The 16,873-nt window shown below is 72.9% G+C and carries 13 protein-coding genes and 1 pseudogene; 9 read left to right on the top strand and 5 right to left on the bottom strand.

Features of this window, described 5'->3' with window-relative positions; all coding sequences use genetic code 11:
- Positions 1–40: 40 nt before the first annotated feature.
- Positions 41–1,429 (bottom strand): tannase/feruloyl esterase family alpha/beta hydrolase, encoded by a 1,389-nt coding sequence (locus tag ABTW95_RS24440; protein ID WP_500227467.1) that lies wholly within the window; start codon positions 1,427–1,429, stop codon positions 41–43.
- 249 nt (positions 1,430–1,678) lie between these two features.
- Between ABTW95_RS24440 and ABTW95_RS24435 the strand changes: the two genes are divergently transcribed.
- The 5 genes and pseudogenes from ABTW95_RS24435 to ABTW95_RS24415 all read left to right on the top strand — a co-directional run.
- The gene (locus tag ABTW95_RS24435) at positions 1,679–2,470 is read left to right on the top strand and encodes an ABC transporter ATP-binding protein (protein ID WP_396449318.1); all 792 of its coding nucleotides are present in this window, start codon (positions 1,679–1,681) and stop codon (positions 2,468–2,470) included.
- Positions 2,457–3,158 (top strand): ABC transporter ATP-binding protein, encoded by a 702-nt coding sequence (locus ABTW95_RS24430; RefSeq protein WP_396449319.1) that lies wholly within the window; start codon positions 2,457–2,459, stop codon positions 3,156–3,158. The genes ABTW95_RS24435 and ABTW95_RS24430 overlap by 14 nt, the downstream gene beginning before the upstream one ends.
- Before the next feature lie 50 nt (positions 3,159–3,208).
- Complete coding sequence (locus tag ABTW95_RS24425; protein WP_396449320.1) at positions 3,209–4,450, top strand: ABC transporter substrate-binding protein; 1,242 nt, start codon at positions 3,209–3,211, stop codon at positions 4,448–4,450.
- Positions 4,451–4,459: 9 nt separating this feature from the next.
- A complete protein-coding gene (locus tag ABTW95_RS24420; RefSeq protein ID WP_396449321.1) occupies positions 4,460–5,323 on the top strand; it encodes a branched-chain amino acid ABC transporter permease in 864 nt (287 codons plus the stop codon).
- 83 nt (positions 5,324–5,406) lie between these two features.
- Positions 5,407–6,192, top strand: a pseudogene (locus ABTW95_RS24415) (branched-chain amino acid ABC transporter permease); the annotation flags it as partial.
- A 143-nt stretch (positions 6,193–6,335) separates the two neighbouring features.
- On the opposite strand, the gene ABTW95_RS24410 reads toward ABTW95_RS24415, so the two are convergent.
- The 3 genes from ABTW95_RS24410 to ABTW95_RS24400 all read right to left on the bottom strand — a co-directional run bounded on the left by ABTW95_RS24410 (position 6,336) and on the right by ABTW95_RS24400 (position 9,662).
- On the bottom strand, positions 6,336–7,220 hold the full coding sequence (locus tag ABTW95_RS24410; protein ID WP_396450525.1) for an SMP-30/gluconolactonase/LRE family protein: 885 nt from the start codon (positions 7,218–7,220) through the stop codon (positions 6,336–6,338).
- Positions 7,221–7,245: 25 nt separating this feature from the next.
- Positions 7,246–8,871 (bottom strand): long-chain fatty acid--CoA ligase, encoded by a 1,626-nt coding sequence (locus ABTW95_RS24405; protein WP_500227466.1) that lies wholly within the window; start codon positions 8,869–8,871, stop codon positions 7,246–7,248.
- A gap of 116 nt (positions 8,872–8,987) precedes the next feature.
- Complete coding sequence (locus tag ABTW95_RS24400; protein ID WP_396450521.1) at positions 8,988–9,662, bottom strand: TetR/AcrR family transcriptional regulator; 675 nt, start codon at positions 9,660–9,662, stop codon at positions 8,988–8,990.
- 156 nt (positions 9,663–9,818) lie between these two features.
- On the opposite strand from ABTW95_RS24400, the gene ABTW95_RS24395 reads away from it, so the two are divergent.
- Positions 9,819–11,687, top strand: coding sequence for a helix-turn-helix domain-containing protein (locus ABTW95_RS24395; protein WP_500227465.1), 1,869 nt, complete (start codon positions 9,819–9,821; stop codon positions 11,685–11,687).
- A gap of 19 nt (positions 11,688–11,706) precedes the next feature.
- On the opposite strand, the gene ABTW95_RS24390 is transcribed toward ABTW95_RS24395, so the two are convergent.
- Positions 11,707–12,759 carry an alpha/beta fold hydrolase gene (locus ABTW95_RS24390; RefSeq protein ID WP_500227464.1) on the bottom strand — a complete coding sequence of 351 codons (1,053 nt, stop codon included), beginning with the start codon at positions 12,757–12,759 and terminating at the stop codon, positions 11,707–11,709.
- Between the two features lie 319 nt (positions 12,760–13,078).
- Here ABTW95_RS24390 and ABTW95_RS24385 point away from each other — a divergent pair, with 319 nt between their 5' ends.
- The 3 genes from ABTW95_RS24385 to ABTW95_RS24375 are packed head-to-tail and all read left to right on the top strand — an operon-like array spanning position 13,079 to position 16,832.
- On the top strand, positions 13,079–13,600 hold the full coding sequence (locus ABTW95_RS24385; RefSeq protein WP_500227463.1) for a (2Fe-2S)-binding protein: 522 nt from the start codon (positions 13,079–13,081) through the stop codon (positions 13,598–13,600).
- On the top strand, positions 13,597–14,589 hold the full coding sequence (locus ABTW95_RS24380; RefSeq protein ID WP_396450513.1) for an FAD binding domain-containing protein: 993 nt from the start codon (positions 13,597–13,599) through the stop codon (positions 14,587–14,589). The genes ABTW95_RS24385 and ABTW95_RS24380 overlap by 4 nt, the downstream gene beginning before the upstream one ends.
- The gene (locus ABTW95_RS24375) at positions 14,586–16,832 is read left to right on the top strand and encodes a xanthine dehydrogenase family protein molybdopterin-binding subunit (RefSeq protein WP_500227462.1); all 2,247 of its coding nucleotides are present in this window, start codon (positions 14,586–14,588) and stop codon (positions 16,830–16,832) included. The genes ABTW95_RS24380 and ABTW95_RS24375 overlap by 4 nt, the downstream gene beginning before the upstream one ends.
- Positions 16,833–16,873: the final 41 nt, after the last annotated feature.

Genomic DNA, 16,873 nt, shown 5'->3' with positions numbered 1-16,873 from the left:
GGCCCGTCAGGGGAGTCTCAGGGGACCGGACGGGGGCCGGTCAGCCGATGGAGCAGGTATTGGCCACGTCCCCGGCCGTCTGGCGCGGGACGGTGGCGCTCGGCGGGGGCGCCTGGCGGTGCCGCGGGGCCGTCCACCGCTCGAGGTCCTCGAACGCCGTCCGCATGCAGGGCAGCAGCGGCCGCATCCGGTCGGGGAACATGTCGTATTCGAGGTCGAGGTGCGACGCGCCCTCGATCCGGTAGTAGCGGTGCAGCGCCCCCCGGTGCTGCGAGCGGATCTTCCGGGCGTAGGCGTCGCCGTGGACCCTGATCGGCAGGAGGGTGTCCAGCGTCCCCTGCACGGTGATCATCGGCTTGCCGATGCGGCCGGTCATGCCGAGCCGCTTCACCGTCTGATGGACGCTCCTCGGACGCGCGTAGTAGTTGTAGTCGGTGTCGCAGTTCGGCGTCCCGCTCTCGCAGTACGGGATGCCCGCCTCCAGGTCGCCGTCGTAGGCCGGGTCGACCTCCTCACGGTAGATGCGCTGCGTGTTGTCCCAGATGAAGTTGTAGTTGAAGTCCCACAGGAACTCCGAGCCGGGGGCGAAGCCGGCCTTGATCATCGCGGCGTGCGCCTTCGGGTCGCCGGTCGCCGCGTACTTCGGGTAGTTGCGCAGCGCCACCGGCAGGTAGACGAGCGCGTTGATCGCGCCGTCCCGCGGCCAGTACGTGCCCTCGGCGTCGATGCCGCCGTCGTACAGCTCGGGGTGGTTCTCCAGCGCCCAGCGCACGAGCTGGCCGCCGTTGGAGATGCCGGCCGCGTACGTCCTGCGCGGCGGCCTGCGGTAGTAGCGGGCCACCGTGGCCTTCGCGGCGACGGTGAGCTGGGTCATCCGGCGGTACCACTCCGCGATGGCGTCGCCGGGGCGCCTGCCGTCCTTGTAGAACGTGTTGCCGCTGTTGCCCTTGTCGGTCGAGGCGAACGCGTACCCCTTGGCCAGCACCCAGTCGGAGATGGTGAAGTCGTTGGCGTACTGGAGGCGCGTCCCCGGCGCCCCGGAGACCACCAGGCCGCCGTTCCAGTTCTTCGGGAGCCGGATCACGAACTGGGCGTCGTGGTTCCAGCCGTGGGTGGTGTTGAACGAGGAGTCGTCCGGGAAGTAGCCGTCGATCTGGACTCCCGGCACCCCGCTCGGGTTCCTGGTGGCCACCGAGTGCAGGCCCGTCCACTGGGCGGGGACGGTGTGGCCCGATGCGACCGTGCCGGCGGTGGTCAGGTCGTCCAGGCAGGCGGCGATCTGCTTCTCCGCTCCGGGGACGCGGACCTCGTGCGCGCGGGCGCAGCCGCCGTCCGCCTGCGCGGGCGCACCGGCCGCCGCGACCAGGGGGACCGCCAGCAGCGAGCCCAGCAGGACTGAGATTGCGGAGGATCTGCGAAGGACAGGCATGTGCGGCCTCCGGGGGTGGGGTTCGGGGAAGACATGCTGTGCGACCGCCCGCGGCCGGGGCCACGTCGTCGAGCACACTCTTGGACGGCGTCCTGTGGTGGCGGCCCCCTGCGGTGTGCGCCGCCTCATAGTCGGCCGCCCGAATATGTGCCGGGTCACCTGGTTCGCACGCTCCGCCGCCGCCTAGCGTTCACGGTCACGGCGACCCGGATGTGGCGCGGGTCACGGCACGACGCGTGAGGAGGGCGCATGGGCGATCCCGTCCCGGAGGCCCCGGTTCAGGCGGCGCCGGTTCTCACGGCACGGGGCCTGGTGCGGGAGTTCCGCGGTTTCCGGGCCGTGGACGGCGTGGACCTCGACGTCGGGGAGGGTTCGGTCCACGCGCTGGTCGGCCCCAACGGCGCCGGCAAGACGACGCTGTTCAACCTGCTCACCGGGTTCCTGAAGCCGACCGCGGGCACCGTGCTGCTGGAGGGCCGCCGGGAGCTGGCCGGGCGCAGCCCCGAGGCGATCACCCGGCTGGGCGTGGCGCGCTCGTTCCAGATCACCAGCCTGTTCGCGGAGCTGACCCCGCGCCGGCACCTGGAGCTGGCGCTGGCGAGCGGCACCGGCCTCGGCTGGCGGTTCTGGCGCTCGGACCGGAAGCTGGACCGCTTCGCGGGCCGCGCCGGGGAGCTGCTCGACGAGGTCGGGCTGGCGGGCCACGGCGACGTCCCGGCGGGCTCGCTGTCGTACGGGAGCAAGCGGGCGCTGGAACTGGCGCTCGCGCTGGCCCTGGACCCCAAGGTCCTGCTGCTGGACGAGCCGACCGCCGGCATGGGCGTCGAGGACGTGGAACGCACCATCGAACTCGTCCGCAAGATCCGCGCGGGCCGCACCGTGGTCCTGGTCGAGCACAACATGAACGTGGTCGCCAGCCTCGCCGACCGGGTGACCGTCCTGCAGCACGGCAAGGTGCTGGCCGAAGGCCCCTACGCCGAGATCCGCCACGACCCCCGCGTCGTCACCGCCTACCTCGGAGACTCCAATGCTGCGCATTGACGGACTGTCCGCCTGGTACGGCGAGGCGCAGGCGCTGCGCGAGGTGTCGATGCGGGTGGACGAGGGCGAGATCGTCACGCTCGTCGGACGCAACGGCGCCGGCAAGACCACGCTCTTGCGCTGCCTGATGGGCCTGCACGCGGCGCACGGCAGGACGACGGGCGCGGTGTCGCTGTCCGGCGCGGACATCTCCGCGATGAGCTCCCACAAGCGCGCGCGCCGCGGTCTGGGTTACGTGCCCGACGACCGCGGCATCTTCGCCACGCTCTCGGTGGAGGAGAACCTGACGCTGCCGCCGCGCATGGGTCCGGAGCCGTGGTCGCTGGAGCAGGTGTACGAGACGTTCCCCCGCCTCAAAGATCGGCGCCGGTTCCCCGGGACGAAGCTGTCGGGCGGCGAGCAGCAGATGCTCGCGCTGGCCCGGGTGCTGCGGACGGGTGCCCGGCTGCTGCTGTGCGACGAGCCCACCGAGGGCCTGTCGCCCCTGATCGTCCAGCAGATCGGCGAGATCCTCCGGGAGGTCAAGGCCGCCGGGGTGACCGTCCTGCTCATCGAGCAGAACGTGCACTTCGCGGCCACCGTCGCCGACCGCCACTACCTGCTCGCCGAGGGCCGGATCGTGGACGCGCTGGACAACGACCAGGTCCGGGAACGCGAGCACGAGCTGCTCGAGTACCTCGGCATCTGACCCCCGGGACCTGACGGGCCGAGTTCGTGGAGACCAAAGGAGACGCCGGAATGAGAATCATGGGGTGGAGCGGTGGCCTGGTCGCCGCGGGCCTGCTGCTGGCCGCGTGCGGGGGCGGGCCGGGCGGCGGCGGAGGGAAGGTCAGCAACGACAAGATCGTCCTGGCGGTGCTGAACGACCAGTCGGGCATCTACGCCGACACCTCCGGCCGCAAGACGGTCGAGGCCGTCAAGATGGCGGTCGACGACTACAAGGCCAAGTACGGCGACAAGGCGGTCAGCAAGAACATCGAGGTGCTCTCCGCCGACCACCAGAACAAGCCGGAGATCGCCAACTCCAAGGCGCAGGAGCTCTACGACCGGCAGCACGCCGACGTGATCCTGGACGTGCCCACGTCCTCGGCCGCGTTCGCCGTCGCCACCATCGCCAAGAACAAGAAGAAGGTGTTCATCGACGTCGGCGCCGCGAGCACCGAGATGGAAGGCAAGCAGTGCAACAAGTACACCTTCCACTACGGCTACAACAGCTACATGCTCGCCCACGGCACCGGCGCCGAGGTCACCAAGGACGGCGCCAAGAGCTGGTACATCATCTACCCGGACTACGCGTTCGGGCAGGACATGCAGAAGACCTTCAGCAAGTCGATCGAGGACGCCGGCGGCAAGGTGGTCAAGACCGACCCGACGCCGTTCCCCAACGACAACTTCTCCACGTTCCTGCTGAAGGCGCCGAACCTCGACCCCAAGCCGCAGGTGATCGGCACCATGCACGCGGGCGGTGACCTGGTCAACCTGGTGAAGCAGTACAACGAGTACAAGCTCAAGGACAAGGGCGTGGGCCTGGCGGTCGGGCTGCTGGTCATCACCGACATCCACTCCCTCGGCGCGGACGCCCTGGCCGGGACCCGCTACACCGACATGTGGTACTGGAACCTCGACGACAAGGCCCGCGGCTGGTCCGACAAGTTCCAGGCGAAGGCCGGCCAGCGTCCCACGTCCAACATGGCGGGCAACTACTCGGCCGCCCTGCAGTACCTGGAGGCCGTGCAGCGCGCCGGCACCGACGACTCCGACGCGGTGGTCAAGCAGCTGGAGGGCTACACGTTCGACGACATCTTCGCGCGCAACGCCACCATCCGGGCGCAGGACCACCTGCTGCTGCACGACGCGTACCTGGGCCAGGTGAAGCCGGCCGGCGAGGTCAAGGAGGACTGGGACTACATCAAGGTCCTGAAGACCATCCCGGCGGCGGAGGCGTTCCAGCCGCAGCCCGACCCCGCCTGCAAGCTGTAGGCGGCGGCGTTGCTCCAGCAGGCGTTCAACGGGCTGGTGGGCGGGGCGTTCTACGCCCTGCTCGCCCTCGGCCTGTCCGTCATCTTCGGGATGCTCGGCGTCGTCAACCTCGCCCACGGCGCGTTCTACATGCTCGGCGCGTTCGGGGCGTTCGTCGCGCTCGACTCGTTCGGGCTGAACTTCTGGCTGTCCCTGGTCCTGGTGCCGCCGCTGCTCGGCGTGGCCGGGATCGTGCTGGAGCGGCTGTTCATCCGGCGGCTGACGCCCCTTGATCCGCTCTACAACTTCCTGTTCACCTTCGGCCTCGCGCTGATCCTGCAGGATCTGGTGAAACGGAAGTACGGGGTCAACTCCCAGCCGTACCCCCGGCCGTCGCAGCTGGACCGGACGGTCGACCTCGGGCTGTTCACCTACCCCGCCTACCAGGTGTTCGTGCTCGCGATCTCGGCGCTGGTGTGCGTCGCGGTGTGGCTCGTCCTCACCCGCACCCGCGTCGGGATGATCGTCCGGGCGGCCACCGAGCGGCCGGAGCTGACCCGCGCGCTCGGCATCGACGTCGGCCGGTGGGTGACGCCGGTGTTCGGGTTCGGCGTCGCGCTGGCCGCGTTCGCCGGGGTGCTGGCCGCGCCGATGCGGGCGGTCAACCCGCTGATGGGCGCCGACCTGATCATCACGGTGTTCGCGGTCGTCGTCATCGGCGGGCTCGGGTCGGTGTTCGGCTCGGTCGCCGCCGGGTTCGCCGTCGGGCTGGTGTCGGCCCTCGGCAACCTGTACATCCCGTCGCTGTCGCAGACGCTGGTGTTCATCCTCATGGCCGCCGTGCTGCTGTGGCGCCCGGCCGGCCTGTTCGGACGAGAGGAGGCGTTCCGGTGATCCTGTCCAGGCTGGCCCGGCCGGGCCGGAGCGGGCCGCTGCTCCTCGCGATCGGGCTCGTCGCCGCCTTCGCCCTGCCCTGGATGATCTACCCGCCGGTGGCGCTGGACATCGCCTGCTGGGCGCTGTTCGCCGCCGCGGTCGACCTGCTGCTCGGCTTCACCGGGCTGCTGTCGTTCGGGCACGCCGCGTTCTGGGGCGGGTCGGCCTACTGCACCGGCCTGATCGCCCTGCACACCGGCATGCCGTTCCCGGTCGCGATCCTCGGCGGCGCGGCGTTCGCGGCGCTGCTGGCGCTGCCGATCGGGTACCTGTCGGTCCGGCTGACCGGCATCTACTTCGCCATGGTCACCCTGGCCTTCGCCCAGATGGTCTACTTCATCGCCAACCAGTGGCGGGACGTCACCGGCGGGGAGAACGGGCTGCAGGGCATCCCCCGCGAGCTGTTCGGCCTCGACCTGTCCGAGCCGTTCTACTTCTACTACGCGGCCCTGCCGTTCGTGCTGGCCGGGATGTTCGCCGCCTGGCGCATCGTCCGCTCCCCGTTCGGGCGGGTCCTGGTGTCGATCCGCGACAACCCGGCCCGCGCCCGCGCGCTCGGCTACCCCGTCGACCGGTACCGGCTGCTGGCCTTCGTCCTGTCGGCGGGGCTGTCCGGGCTGGCCGGGGGCCTGTTCGCCATCGGCCACGGCTTCGCCTCGCTCGAAGGCGTCTACTGGACGACCTCCGGGCAGGCCGTGATGATGGTCATCCTCGGCGGCATCGGCACCCTGTGGGGCGGCGCGATCGGCGCGGCCCTGGTCGTCCAGCTCCAGGACTACCTGGCCACCGCCGGGTTCCAGGAGACGGGCATCGTCACGGGCTCGATCTTCATCGTGATCGTGCTGCTGTTCCGCCGCGGGATCTGGGGGACGGCCCGGCACCTGCTCGCCGCGCGCCGCCCGGCCCCCGCACGAGCCCCCGATCAGCCCGCTGATCAGTCCGCCGATCGGGCCGCCGATCAGACCCCCGATCAGGCCGCAGGCACGGAGACCCGGACGGAGAGCAGCTCGGCCTCCCGTGCGGACTTCCGGGCCTTCTCGTCGAAGTCGGGCGCGGCGCACGCGAAGAGCGTCCGGCCGTCGGAGCCGCCGAGCCCGCACGCGTAGACGTTGGTGCCGAAGCCGACCTCGTCGGTGATCTCGCCGCCCTCGACGACCCGGATCAGCCGGGCGCCGAGGGCGTCGGCGATCCAGAGGCCGCCCTCGGCGTCCAGGCAGGCGCCGTCCGGGGCCGTCGCGACCCCGGCCAGGATGTCGCCGACGGACCGCTCGGCCGGCAGCGGGCCGAACTCGGCCCACACCCGCCGGTTCACGAGCCGGCCGTCGGCGGTCACGTCGAAGGCCGTCACCCGGTCGCCGAACGTCTCGTTCACCAGCAGGACGCCGTCCCCGGTGATCACGCTGCCGTTGGGGAACCACAGGTCGTCCGCCACTTCCGTCACCGTGCCGTCCGGGTCGACCCGGTGCAGGGCGGTGGTCTCCAGCGGCGCTCCGCCCATGAGGTCGAAGCCGAAGTTGCCCACGTACGCCCGGCCCTCGGTGTCGACGACCATGTCGTTGAGGTGGCCCGTCGCGTGCTCGCCCAGGTCGGCGTGGACGACCAGTGAGCCGTCCGCCTCCCGCCGCAGGATCCGGCGGTCGCGCATGGAGACGACGAGCAGGCGCCCGTCCGGCAGCCACCCCAGCCCGGACGGCTGCTCGGGGACGACGGCCTCGACCTGCAGATCGGCGCCGTCCTCGCGCGCCGAGACGACCTGGTGCGTGTAGAAGTCGGAGACCCAGATGCGCCCGTCCCGCCAGCGCGGGGCCTCCAGGAAGCGGAAGCCGCTGATCACCGTGTGCGCCGTACCGGTCATGCTGCCCTCCCGTGAGGTTGAATGCTCAACCGTATTCCGTCCCCGCGAGCCGCCGCCATCGCTCCCGCAGGGCCACCTTGGAGAATTTGCCCGTGCCCGTCTTGGGAATCTCGGGCAGGACCCACAACCGCTCGGGGATCCACCAGGAGGCGACGCGCCCGGTCAGGTGGGCGCGGAGGCCCTCCTCGTCCAGCTCGCCGCCCGGGGCGAGGACGACGCAGGCCAGCGGCCGCTCGCCCCACCGCTCGTCCGGTATGCCGATGACGGCGGCCTCCACCACGTCCGGATGCGCCATGATCTCGTTCTCCAGGGCGCCGGAGGAGATCCACTCGCCGCCGGACTTCACGAGGTCCTTGGTGCGGTCGACGATGTCGATGTAGCCGTACCTGTCGATGGTGGCGACGTCGCCGGTGCGCAGCCAGCCGTCCTCGGTGAAGCTCGGCTCGCCCGGGTCGGCGCCGAAGTAGCCGGACGCGATCGTGGGCCCGGCCACCTGCAGCTCGCCCGGTGTCGCGCCGTCGTGCTCCACGGCGCCGCCGTCGTCGCCGGCCAGGCGCACCTCGGTCAGCGGGAGCGAGGGGCCGGGGCGGGCGAGCACCGCGCGCCGGACGTCGGGGCCGAGCCCGTCGTGCACGGTCGCGAGCCGCGAGACGGCCACCACCGGGCTGGTCTCGGTCATGCCCCACGAGCTGGTGAGCGGGACGCCGGCCGCCTCGTGCCACGCCCGCGCGAGCGCGTCCGGCACCGGGCTGCCCCCCGACACGACCAGACGCAGGGACGAGACGTCGATCCCGTCGAGCAGGGGGAGCAGCGAGCGCCAGATCGCCGGGACCCCCGCCGTGACCGTCACGCGGTGCCGGGACATCTGGCGGGCCAGCGCCGCCGAGTTCATCGCCGGGCCGGGCAGCACGAGGTCGGCGCCGGCGAGCATCGCGGCGTACGGCAGCCCCCACGCGTTGACGTGGAACATCGGCACGATCGGCATCACGACGTCGCGCTCGCTGATCGCGAAGTTGTCCGCGCCGAGGAGCATGAGCGCGTGCAGGACGATCGACCGGTGGCTGTACAGCACCCCCTTGGGGCGCCCGGTCGTGCCCGACGTGTAGCAGAGGCTCGCCGCGTCCCTCTCGTCCACCGCGGCCGGCGGCGCGGCATCGGGGGCCTGGGCGAGCAGCGTCTCGTAGTCGATGACGCGGGGGTCCTCGGGCGGTTCGTCCGTGCCGCCGTCGTCCATGAGCACGACGTGGCGGACGGTCGGGGCCTTCTCCAGGAGGGGCCACACCGTCCCGATGAGGGAGCGGTCGACGAACAGGACGTCGTCCTCGGCGTCGTTGAGGATGTAGGCCAGCTCGGCCGCGAACAGCCGGTGGTTGAGGGTGTGCAGCACGCGGCCGCCGCTCGGGACGCCGAGGTACAGCTCGACGTGGCGCTGGGAGTTCCAGCCGAACGTCCCGACGCGGGCGTGGCGCGGGACGTCCAGCAGGTCGAGCGCGGCGGCGAGCCGGCGCGCGCGGGCGGCGACCCGGTGCCAGGTGGCGGCGACCTCGCCGTCCGCCGTCGCCGTCACGACCCGTTTGTGGGCGAACAGCCGCTCGACGCGGCGGACGAGCATCGAGACGTCGAGGGGCCGGTCCTGCATCAGGCCGTGCATGGAACCTCCAGCACCATCGGGCTACGGCGGCCGACCGGATCATCCTAGCCGCTTACTAAGCGCATAGTCAGCAGTGCGGAAAGCCCGCCCGGCCGCGGTTTCCGGCGGGTCGGACGCTAGGCGCCGGGCCCGTCCCGGGCGACCAGCTTCAGCGCGAGGTCGGCGTAGAACTCGCCGAGCTGCTCCGGCGAATCGGGGCCGTCGAGCCGGTACCAGCGCACGAGGTCGATGCTCAGCGACAGCATCGCGCGCGTGACCCGCTTGACGTCGACCTTGGCGAACGAGCCGTCGGCGACCCCGCGGGCGACCGCGTCGCGGTAGAACGCGTTGGTCCGGTGCCGGATCTCCACGATCTCGTCGTAGTGCTCGGCCGTGAGGCCGCTCAGCTCCATCTGGCAGACGCGCGCGACCACGTGGTGGCGGGCGTGCCACGACGTGTACGCCGAGACGATGGCGCGCAGCCGGTCCGCCGAGCTCTCCAGGGCCAGGATGGCCGGGTCCTGGACGTGCGCCAGCACCCGCTCGTGGCCGACCCGGATGATCTCGAACAGGACCAGTTCCTTCGACGGGAAGTGGACGTAGAGGGCCGCCGGGCTCAGGCCGACCCCCTCGGCGATGTCGCGGGTGGTCGTGGCGTGGAAGCCGTTCGCGGCGAAGCAGCGCACCGCCGACGTCAGCAGCCCGCGCTGCACCGTGCCGAGTTCCGCTCGCCAGAGGTCGGGGGAGTGGTCCTGCAGCCGGGGGTCGTCCGCCAGGTCCTGCGCGGTGAACCGCGCCTGCCGTCTGGGCATCCGCGACTCTCGCCTCCTTCGCGTACCGGGGCATGCTACCGGCGCACGCCCCGGCGGGCCTCTGCGCGGCGAGCCCTCGGTTCGGGCGAGCCTTGACACGAGCGTCCGCAGCGGTGACTATGCGCTTACTTACTATAGGGAAGGGTCGACGTCGGTGTGAACGGGCACAGCTATCTCCGGCTTCTCGTCGACGGGGCACCGCTGCCGCACTACGACGACGTCCTGCGCGCCACGGCGGCGGACGCCGCGTCGCCCGCCGAGCTGGAGGAGCTGCAGGCCGAGCACACGCTCGCGCTCCGGCTGCGCGACATGCTGGAGAAGCAGCGCGTCCGCGGGGAGCAGCAGCGCGCGCTGGTCGAGTGCGCGAAGGAGCTGGCGGAGGACCGCAGCGATCCGGACGCCATCCTCCACCTGATCGTGAGCCAGGCGCAGCGGCTGCTCGGCTGCGACATGGCCTACCTGAGCCTGAACGACGACGAGGACCGCTCGACCCGCATGCGCGTGATGGTCGGCGCGACGTCCTCCGCCTGGAAGGACGTGCGGATCCCGTTCGGCGTCGGCATCGGGGGCCGGGTCGCCGCCACGGGCACGCCGTTCTCCACGCCCGACTACTTCAGCGACGAGCGGCTCGCCCACGACCCGGCCGTGGACGCGTCGGTGCGGGCGGAGCGGCAGGTGTCGATCGTCGGCGTGCCGCTGCGCAACGGAACCGTCATCGGGGTGCTCTTCGCCTCCAACCGCACGCCCGGCCCGTTCTCCCACGACGCCATCGCGCTGCTCGGCTCCTTCGCCGCGCTCGCCGCGTCCGCGATCGACCAGGCGCGGCAGCGGCACGAGCAGGACCAGGCGATCGCGGCGCTGCGGCAGGCGAACGAGGCGCTGCGGCGGCACACCGTCGAGGAGGAGCGGGCGGTCGCGGCGCACGACCAGAGCATGGACATCGTGCTGCGCGGCGGCGGGGTGCAGGAGGTCGTGACCGCGACGGGCGACCAGCTCGGCGGCGTGCTCGCCATCTTCGACGAGCTGCAGACCCCCGTCGCCTGGACGCCGGGCGCGTCCGGGGAGGTGCTGAAGAGCATGGCCGCCGCGGCGGACGGGCAGGCCGGCGAGCTGTACTGGGCCACCGACCTCGTCGCCGGCAGCGAGAACCTCGGCACCCTGGTGTGGGCGCCGCCGGAGACGTCCGCCGAGGTCGGCGACCTGGACCGGCGCCTGCTCGAACGGGCGGCCGTCGTCGCCTCGCTGCTCCAGCTGTTCGGCCGCAACCTCGCCGCCGCGGAGGCCAGGGTGCGCGGCGAGCTGCTGGACGACCTCCTCACCCCCGACGCCCGCACGTACTCCTCGCTGGCCGAGCGCGCGCTGCGGATCGGCTACCAGCCGCAGAAGCGGCACGCCGTCGTGGTCGCGCACATCCGGGCGGAGAAGCGGCGGGGCCTCGCCTCCGTGGCGTCCGACCTCGCGGCCGCCCGCGACGGCCTGAGCACCGTGCGGGAGGGCCGGGCGGTCCTGGTGATCCCGTCCGACGACCCGTCGCTGACGGGCCGCCAGGTGGCGCGGTCGATGACGATGCGGCTGCGGTCGCCGGTCACCGTCGGCGCGGCGGGACCGGTGGACGACCCGGCCGACCTGCCCGCCGCCTACGCCGAGGCGCTGGCCTGCGCGCAGGCGCTGCTCCGCCTCGAACGCGAGGGGGCCGCCGCCACGGCCGACGACCTCGGGTACGCGGGGCTGCTCCTCGGGGACGGGGCGTCCGCGACCCGGTTCGTGGTGCGGACGCTCGGCCCGGTCATCCGGCACGACGAGCAGCGGTCGACCATGCTGATGGAGACGCTCGAAACCTACTTCGCCACCGGGCAGAGCCTCGTCGCCAGCGCGAAGCGGCTGCACATCCACCCGAACACCGTCACGCAGCGCCTCGACCGCGTGAAACGCCTCCTCGGCGTCGACTGGAACAGCCCGGACCACACCCTCGAAGTGCAGCTCGCCCTGCGCCTCCACCGGCTCACCCGCGACCTCGCCCGCTGACGCGGCGCCCGGCCCCGCCTCAGTTGTTGTGCCGGGTCCACCAGGCGGCGATCTGGGCGCGGGAGTGGACGTCGAGCCGGTGCCGGATCCGTTCGACGTGGCCCTCGGCGGAACGCTCCCGGATACCTAGCCGCAGGGCGATCTGGCGGTTGCTCATCCCGTCCGCGACCAGGGCCGCGACCTCCCGCTGGCGCGGGGTGAGCACGGGCCGCGGGCCGCGGCGCTCCGGACGGCCCGCGCCCAGGTGCCCCAGGACCGCGCGGACGACCGCGGCGGAGTCGCCGGCCCACGGGAAGTGGCTGCGGCCCGAGAGCGTCACCAGCCGCGCGTCGGGGATCCGCGCGGCGAGGTCGCGCCCGAGCCGGTACGGGATCGCGCGGTCGCCGCGGCGGTGCAGCACCAGCGTCGGCGTGGCGACGCGGTTCAGCCGGTCCTCCACGCTCGCCTCGAAGCACTGCTCCAGCTGCTCGCAGGCGAGTTCCGCGGTGACGGCGTCGCGCTGGAACGAGGCGAACCGCGCCTTCTCATCCCCGGTGGCGTCGGCCATGAAGACGTCGGCCAGGACACCCGAGCCCGCCCCCCAGTGCTTGCGCACCGTGTCCAGCATGGTCGCCCGGACCTCCGCGGACGCGACCTTGCCGCCGTCGGCGTAACCGCCGTAGGCGACCAGCCGCGCGACCCGCTTCGGATGCCGGACGGCGAAGGCCAGCGACACCGCCGCGGCCGTCGAGACCCCCAGCAGGTCGACGCGCTCCTGCTCCAGGTGATCGACGACGGCCTCCAGCACGCGGACCTCGGCGTCCAGCGTCCCGCGGCCCTGCCACGGGCCGGACAGCCCGCACCCGGGCTTGTCGTACAGCAGTACCGTCCGGTGTTCGGCCAGGGCGAGGACGAACGCGCGCACGGCCGGGTCCCGCCACATGAGCTCCAGGTGGCTGATCCAGGCGGGAGGCACGACCAGGAAAGGCCCATGTCCGACCGTGGCATAGGCGATCCGCACTCCGTCCTCGGCGGTGCAGAAGCGGATCTCGAACTGCGGCTCGTGGCCGCCGCCGTCCAGAACCCGGGTCATCCGTCCAGCGTCCTCACGCGAAGTGTGCGGGGGGCAGGGGCCGGCGGTGGCCCCCTTGGCGGTGCGTCCTCTCCAAGGGTAAGGAGCACTCGGTCCGCAGGGCAGGAGCCGGCGCCCTCGGCGTGGCCCTGCCGGGGCGGCCGGTGTCGGCCACGTCCTATACGGCCCGCCCGTTGGACGGATGTTCGCCGGTCCGTGACCCCGTCTCGGGTGGTCGGATCGATGCCCTGGCACGCTCGGCGGGATGTGAGACCGGGCGCGTTGTGGGCACTCCCTCCGCTACGGAGAGTGATCTGTATCTGATCTCGGAGGAGTGCCCATGGGGATGGACGTCGAGGCGCGGCCCGAGGTGCGCGGTCCCCGGGCCCGCGCTGTCGTGCTCACCGTCAACGGCCGGGAGCGGCGCCTGCGGATCGAGCCCCGGGTGAGCCTGCTGGACGCATTGCGCGAGCATCTCGGGCTGACCGGTTCGAAGAAGGGGTGCGACCAGGGCACGTGCGGCGCCTGCACGGTGCGGGTGGACGGCCGCCGTGTGCTGGCCTGCCTGACGCTCGCGATCGCCTGCGAAGGACACGAGGTCGCCACCATCGAGGGCCTGTCGGACGGCGACCGCCTGCATCCCGTGCAGGAGGCGTTCATCGCCCGCGACGCGTTCCAGTGCGGCTACTGCACGCCGGGGCAGATCATGTCCGCGGTGGCGCTGCTGGACGAGGGCCACGCCGGCGACGATGCCGAGATCGCCGAATGGATGAGCGGCAACATCTGCCGGTGCGCGGCGTACCCGAACATCCGCGCCGCGATCCGCGACGCCCGCGACGCGAAGGGCGGTGCGGGGCGGTGAGGCCGTTCGACTACGTGCGGGCGGCGGACGTCGGCACCGCCATCGCGGCGGTCCGGGAGCGTCCCGGCGGCGCGTTCCTCGCCGGCGGCACGACCGAGGTGGACCTGGTGCGCCAGAACGTCCTGCGGCCGGACCTGCTGGTGGACATCAACGACCTGCCGCTGGACCGCGTCGAGGACCTGCCGGACGGCGGCCTGCGCATCGGCGCGCTGGCGCGCATGAGCGACGTGGCGCGGGCGCCGGGGGTGGCGGAGAGGTTCCCGATGGTGGCGCAGTCGCTTCTGCTGGGCGCCTCGCCGCAGCTGCGGAACATGGCCTCGATGGGCGGCAACCTGTGCCAGCGGGTGCGGTGCTCCTACTTCCGCGACGCCGTCTCTCCGTGCAACAAGCGGGAGCCCGGCAGCGGGTGCGCCGCCATCCCCGGCTTCCACCGCGGGCACGCGGTGCTCGGCACCAGCGACAAGTGCATCGCCGCGCACCCGTCCGACGCGGCGGTCGCGCTGGCCGCCCTGGACGCGGTGGTCCGCACGCGCGGCCCGGACGGCGAGCGCGGCATCCCGATCGACGACTTCTTCCTGCTCCCGGGCGACACCCCGCAGCACGAGCGCGCCCTGCGGCACGGCGAGCTGATCACGGCGATCGAGGTGCCCGCGGTCCCGGTCGCGCGGCGGTCGGTGTACCTGAAGGTCCGCGACCGCGCGTCCTACGAGTTCGCGCTCGTCTCGGTCGCGGCGGCGCTGGACGTCCGGGACGGCGCCGTCGCCGAGGTGCGGCTGGCGCTCGGCGGCGTCGCGACCAAGCCGTGGCGGGCGCGGGCCGCCGAGCGGAGCCTGCTCGGCGGGCCGGCCACGGCGGACGCCTTCGGCGAGGCGGCCGCGCACGAACTGGCGGCGGCGGAGCCGAGGCCGCTGAACTCCTTCAAGGTCGAGCTGGCGCGCCGGACCGCCGTCCGGGCGCTGGCCATGCTCACGGAGGGGGCGGAGCGATGAGGGCGTCCATCGGACGGGAGGTCCCGCGGGTCGACGGCCGGGAGAAGGTCACCGGCGCGGCCCGCTACTCGGGGGAGATCGAGCTGCCCGGCCTGGTGCACGCGCGGATCGTCGGCGCGCGGGTGGCCGCCGGGCGGGTCGCGTCGATCCGCACGGCGGCGGCGGAGGAGGCGGACGGGGTCGTCGCGGTGCTGACCCGGCACGACCTGCCGCGGGTCGCCCGCGTCCCGCTGATCCCCTCCCTGCTGGGCGCGCCCGCGCCCGGCGAGACGTTCTTCCCGATGCAGGACGACGAGGTGCACTACGCGGGCCAGCCGGTCGCGATCGTCGTCGCCGAGACGCTGGAGCAGGCCGGCCACGCCGCCGCCCTCGTCGAGGCCGAGTACGACGAGGCGCCGTCCGTCACCGTCATCGAGCAGGGCCGCGCCGGCGCCCGCGAACCGGAGAAGATCTTCGGCGGCTTCATGCCCGCCCGGCTGGCCCGCGGCAGCGCCGAGGACGGGCTCGCGGCGGCCGACGTGCGGGTCGACGCCGCGTTCCGGTTCGCCGCCAACCACCACAACGCGCTGGAGCCGCTCACGACCACCGCCGTGTGGGACGGCGACCGGCTGACGCTGTACGACTCGTGCCAGGGCATCAAGGCCGTGCAGCTGACGGTGGCCGCCCTGCTCGGCATGTCGCAGTCGAAGATCCGGGTGCTGACCCGGTTCGTGGGCGGCGCGTTCGGCTCCAAGGCGATGGTGTGGCCGCACGTGACGCTCGCCGCGCTGGCCGCCCGGCACGTCCGGCGCCCGGTCCGGCTCACCGCGACGCGCGAGCAGATGTTCACCTCCTGCGGGCACCGGGAGGAGCAGGAGCAGCGCGTCACGCTCGGGGCGCGGCGCGACGGCGCGCTGACCGCGATCCGGCACCACAAGATCTCCGTCACCTCGCCGTTCGACGACTGGGCCGAGCCCGCGTTCGGCGCGGCGTCCCAGATGTACGGCGCCCCGGCCTTCGAGGGCGTGCACCGCCTGGTGCGCGGCAACACGATGACGCCCACGTTCACGCGCGGGCCGGGGGAGTCCGCCGGGGTGTTCAGCCTCGAATGCGCCATGGACGAGCTCGCGTGCGGACTCGGCGTCGACCCGGTCGAGCTGCGGATGCGCAACCTCACCGACGTCGACCCGAACACCGGCCACCCGTGGTCGAGCGGCGGGTTCGCGGAATGCCTGCGGCAGGGCGCGGAGCGGTTCGGCTGGGACGGGCGCGACCCGCGCCCCGGCGTCCGGCGCGAGGGGAACTGGCTGATCGGGACCGGCATGGCCGCCGCGGCGTACCCGGTGGCGTTCTTCATGCGCACCCAGCGCGCCCGCGCCCGCCTGTACCCCGACTGCACCGCCGTCGTGTCCACCGCCGCCCAGGAGTTCGGCACCGGCATGACCACCGTCCTGACGCAGGTCGCCGCCGACGGCCTCGGCCTCGACCTGGGGGACGTCCGCCTGGACTACGGCGACACCGACATGCCGACCGCCGGCTCGCCCGTGGGTTCCAACGGGGCGATGATGGTCGGCGCCGCCGTGCACGACGCCGCGGTCGCCGTCCGCGACCAGATGATCGCCACCGCCGTGGACGACCCCGAGTCGCCCCTGTACGGCGCCGACCCGGCCGAGATCACCGTTACCGGCGGCCGGATGACCGCCGGCGACGCCGGCGAGACCTACGGCGACCTCATGCGGCGGCACCTCATGAACGACACCGAAGCGGTCGGCAGCTGGGACCCCCCGCCGCATGACACCCCGCACGGGCTGCTGACGTTCGGGGCGCAGTTCGCCGAGGTCGCGGTCGACGCGGACCTCGGCCTCGTCCGGGTGCGCCGCATGACCGGCGCGTTCGCGCCCGGCCGCGTCCTCAACCCCATGACGGCCCGCAGCCAGCTGATGGGCGGCATGCTCTGGGGGATGAGCCAGGCCCTGCTCGAAGGCACCCGCATGGACACCGGCCTCGGCCGGTGGGCCAACGCGAGCCTCGGCGACTACCTGGTGCCGGTCAACGCCGACGCACCCGACGTCGACGTCGTCCTGATCGAGGTGGACGACCCGGTCACCGGCCCGCTGGGCGTCAAGGGCGTCGGCGAGATCGGCCAGGTCGGCTCGGGCGCCGCGGTGGCCAACGCCGTCCACCACGCCACCGGCCACCGCGTCCGCGACCTGCCGATCACCGCCGAACAGCTGCTGGCCCACCTCCCGGACCACCCCGCGTGACCGGCGCTCCAAGCGGACAGGCGCGGTGTTCGCCCTTTCCG

It is taken from the genome of Spirillospora sp. NPDC127506, from assembly GCF_040302145.1.
GTDB lineage: Bacteria > Actinomycetota > Actinomycetes > Streptosporangiales > Streptosporangiaceae > Spirillospora.
Note: the sequence above shows the minus strand (reverse complement) of the source record. Positions and strands in the feature narration are given on the sequence as shown.

Excerpts from the sequence above, each read along its gene's own strand:
- ABTW95_RS24440 (WP_500227467.1), bottom strand. The coding sequence starts at position 1,429 with ATGCCTGTCCTTCGCAGATCCTCCGCAATCTCAGTCCTGCTGGGCTCG.
- ABTW95_RS24435 (WP_396449318.1), top strand. The coding sequence starts at position 1,679 with ATGGGCGATCCCGTCCCGGAGGCCCCGGTTCAGGCGGCGCCGGTTCTC.
- ABTW95_RS24430 (WP_396449319.1), top strand. The coding sequence starts at position 2,457 with ATGCTGCGCATTGACGGACTGTCCGCCTGGTACGGCGAGGCGCAGGCG.
- ABTW95_RS24425 (WP_396449320.1), top strand. The coding sequence starts at position 3,209 with ATGAGAATCATGGGGTGGAGCGGTGGCCTGGTCGCCGCGGGCCTGCTG.
- ABTW95_RS24410 (WP_396450525.1), bottom strand. The coding sequence starts at position 7,220 with ATGACCGGTACGGCGCACACGGTGATCAGCGGCTTCCGCTTCCTGGAG.
- ABTW95_RS24405 (WP_500227466.1), bottom strand. The coding sequence starts at position 8,871 with ATGCACGGCCTGATGCAGGACCGGCCCCTCGACGTCTCGATGCTCGTC.
- ABTW95_RS24400 (WP_396450521.1), bottom strand. The coding sequence starts at position 9,662 with ATGCCCAGACGGCAGGCGCGGTTCACCGCGCAGGACCTGGCGGACGAC.
- ABTW95_RS24390 (WP_500227464.1), bottom strand. The coding sequence starts at position 12,759 with ATGACCCGGGTTCTGGACGGCGGCGGCCACGAGCCGCAGTTCGAGATC.
- ABTW95_RS24385 (WP_500227463.1), top strand. The coding sequence starts at position 13,079 with ATGGGGATGGACGTCGAGGCGCGGCCCGAGGTGCGCGGTCCCCGGGCC.
- ABTW95_RS24375 (WP_500227462.1), top strand. The coding sequence starts at position 14,586 with ATGAGGGCGTCCATCGGACGGGAGGTCCCGCGGGTCGACGGCCGGGAG.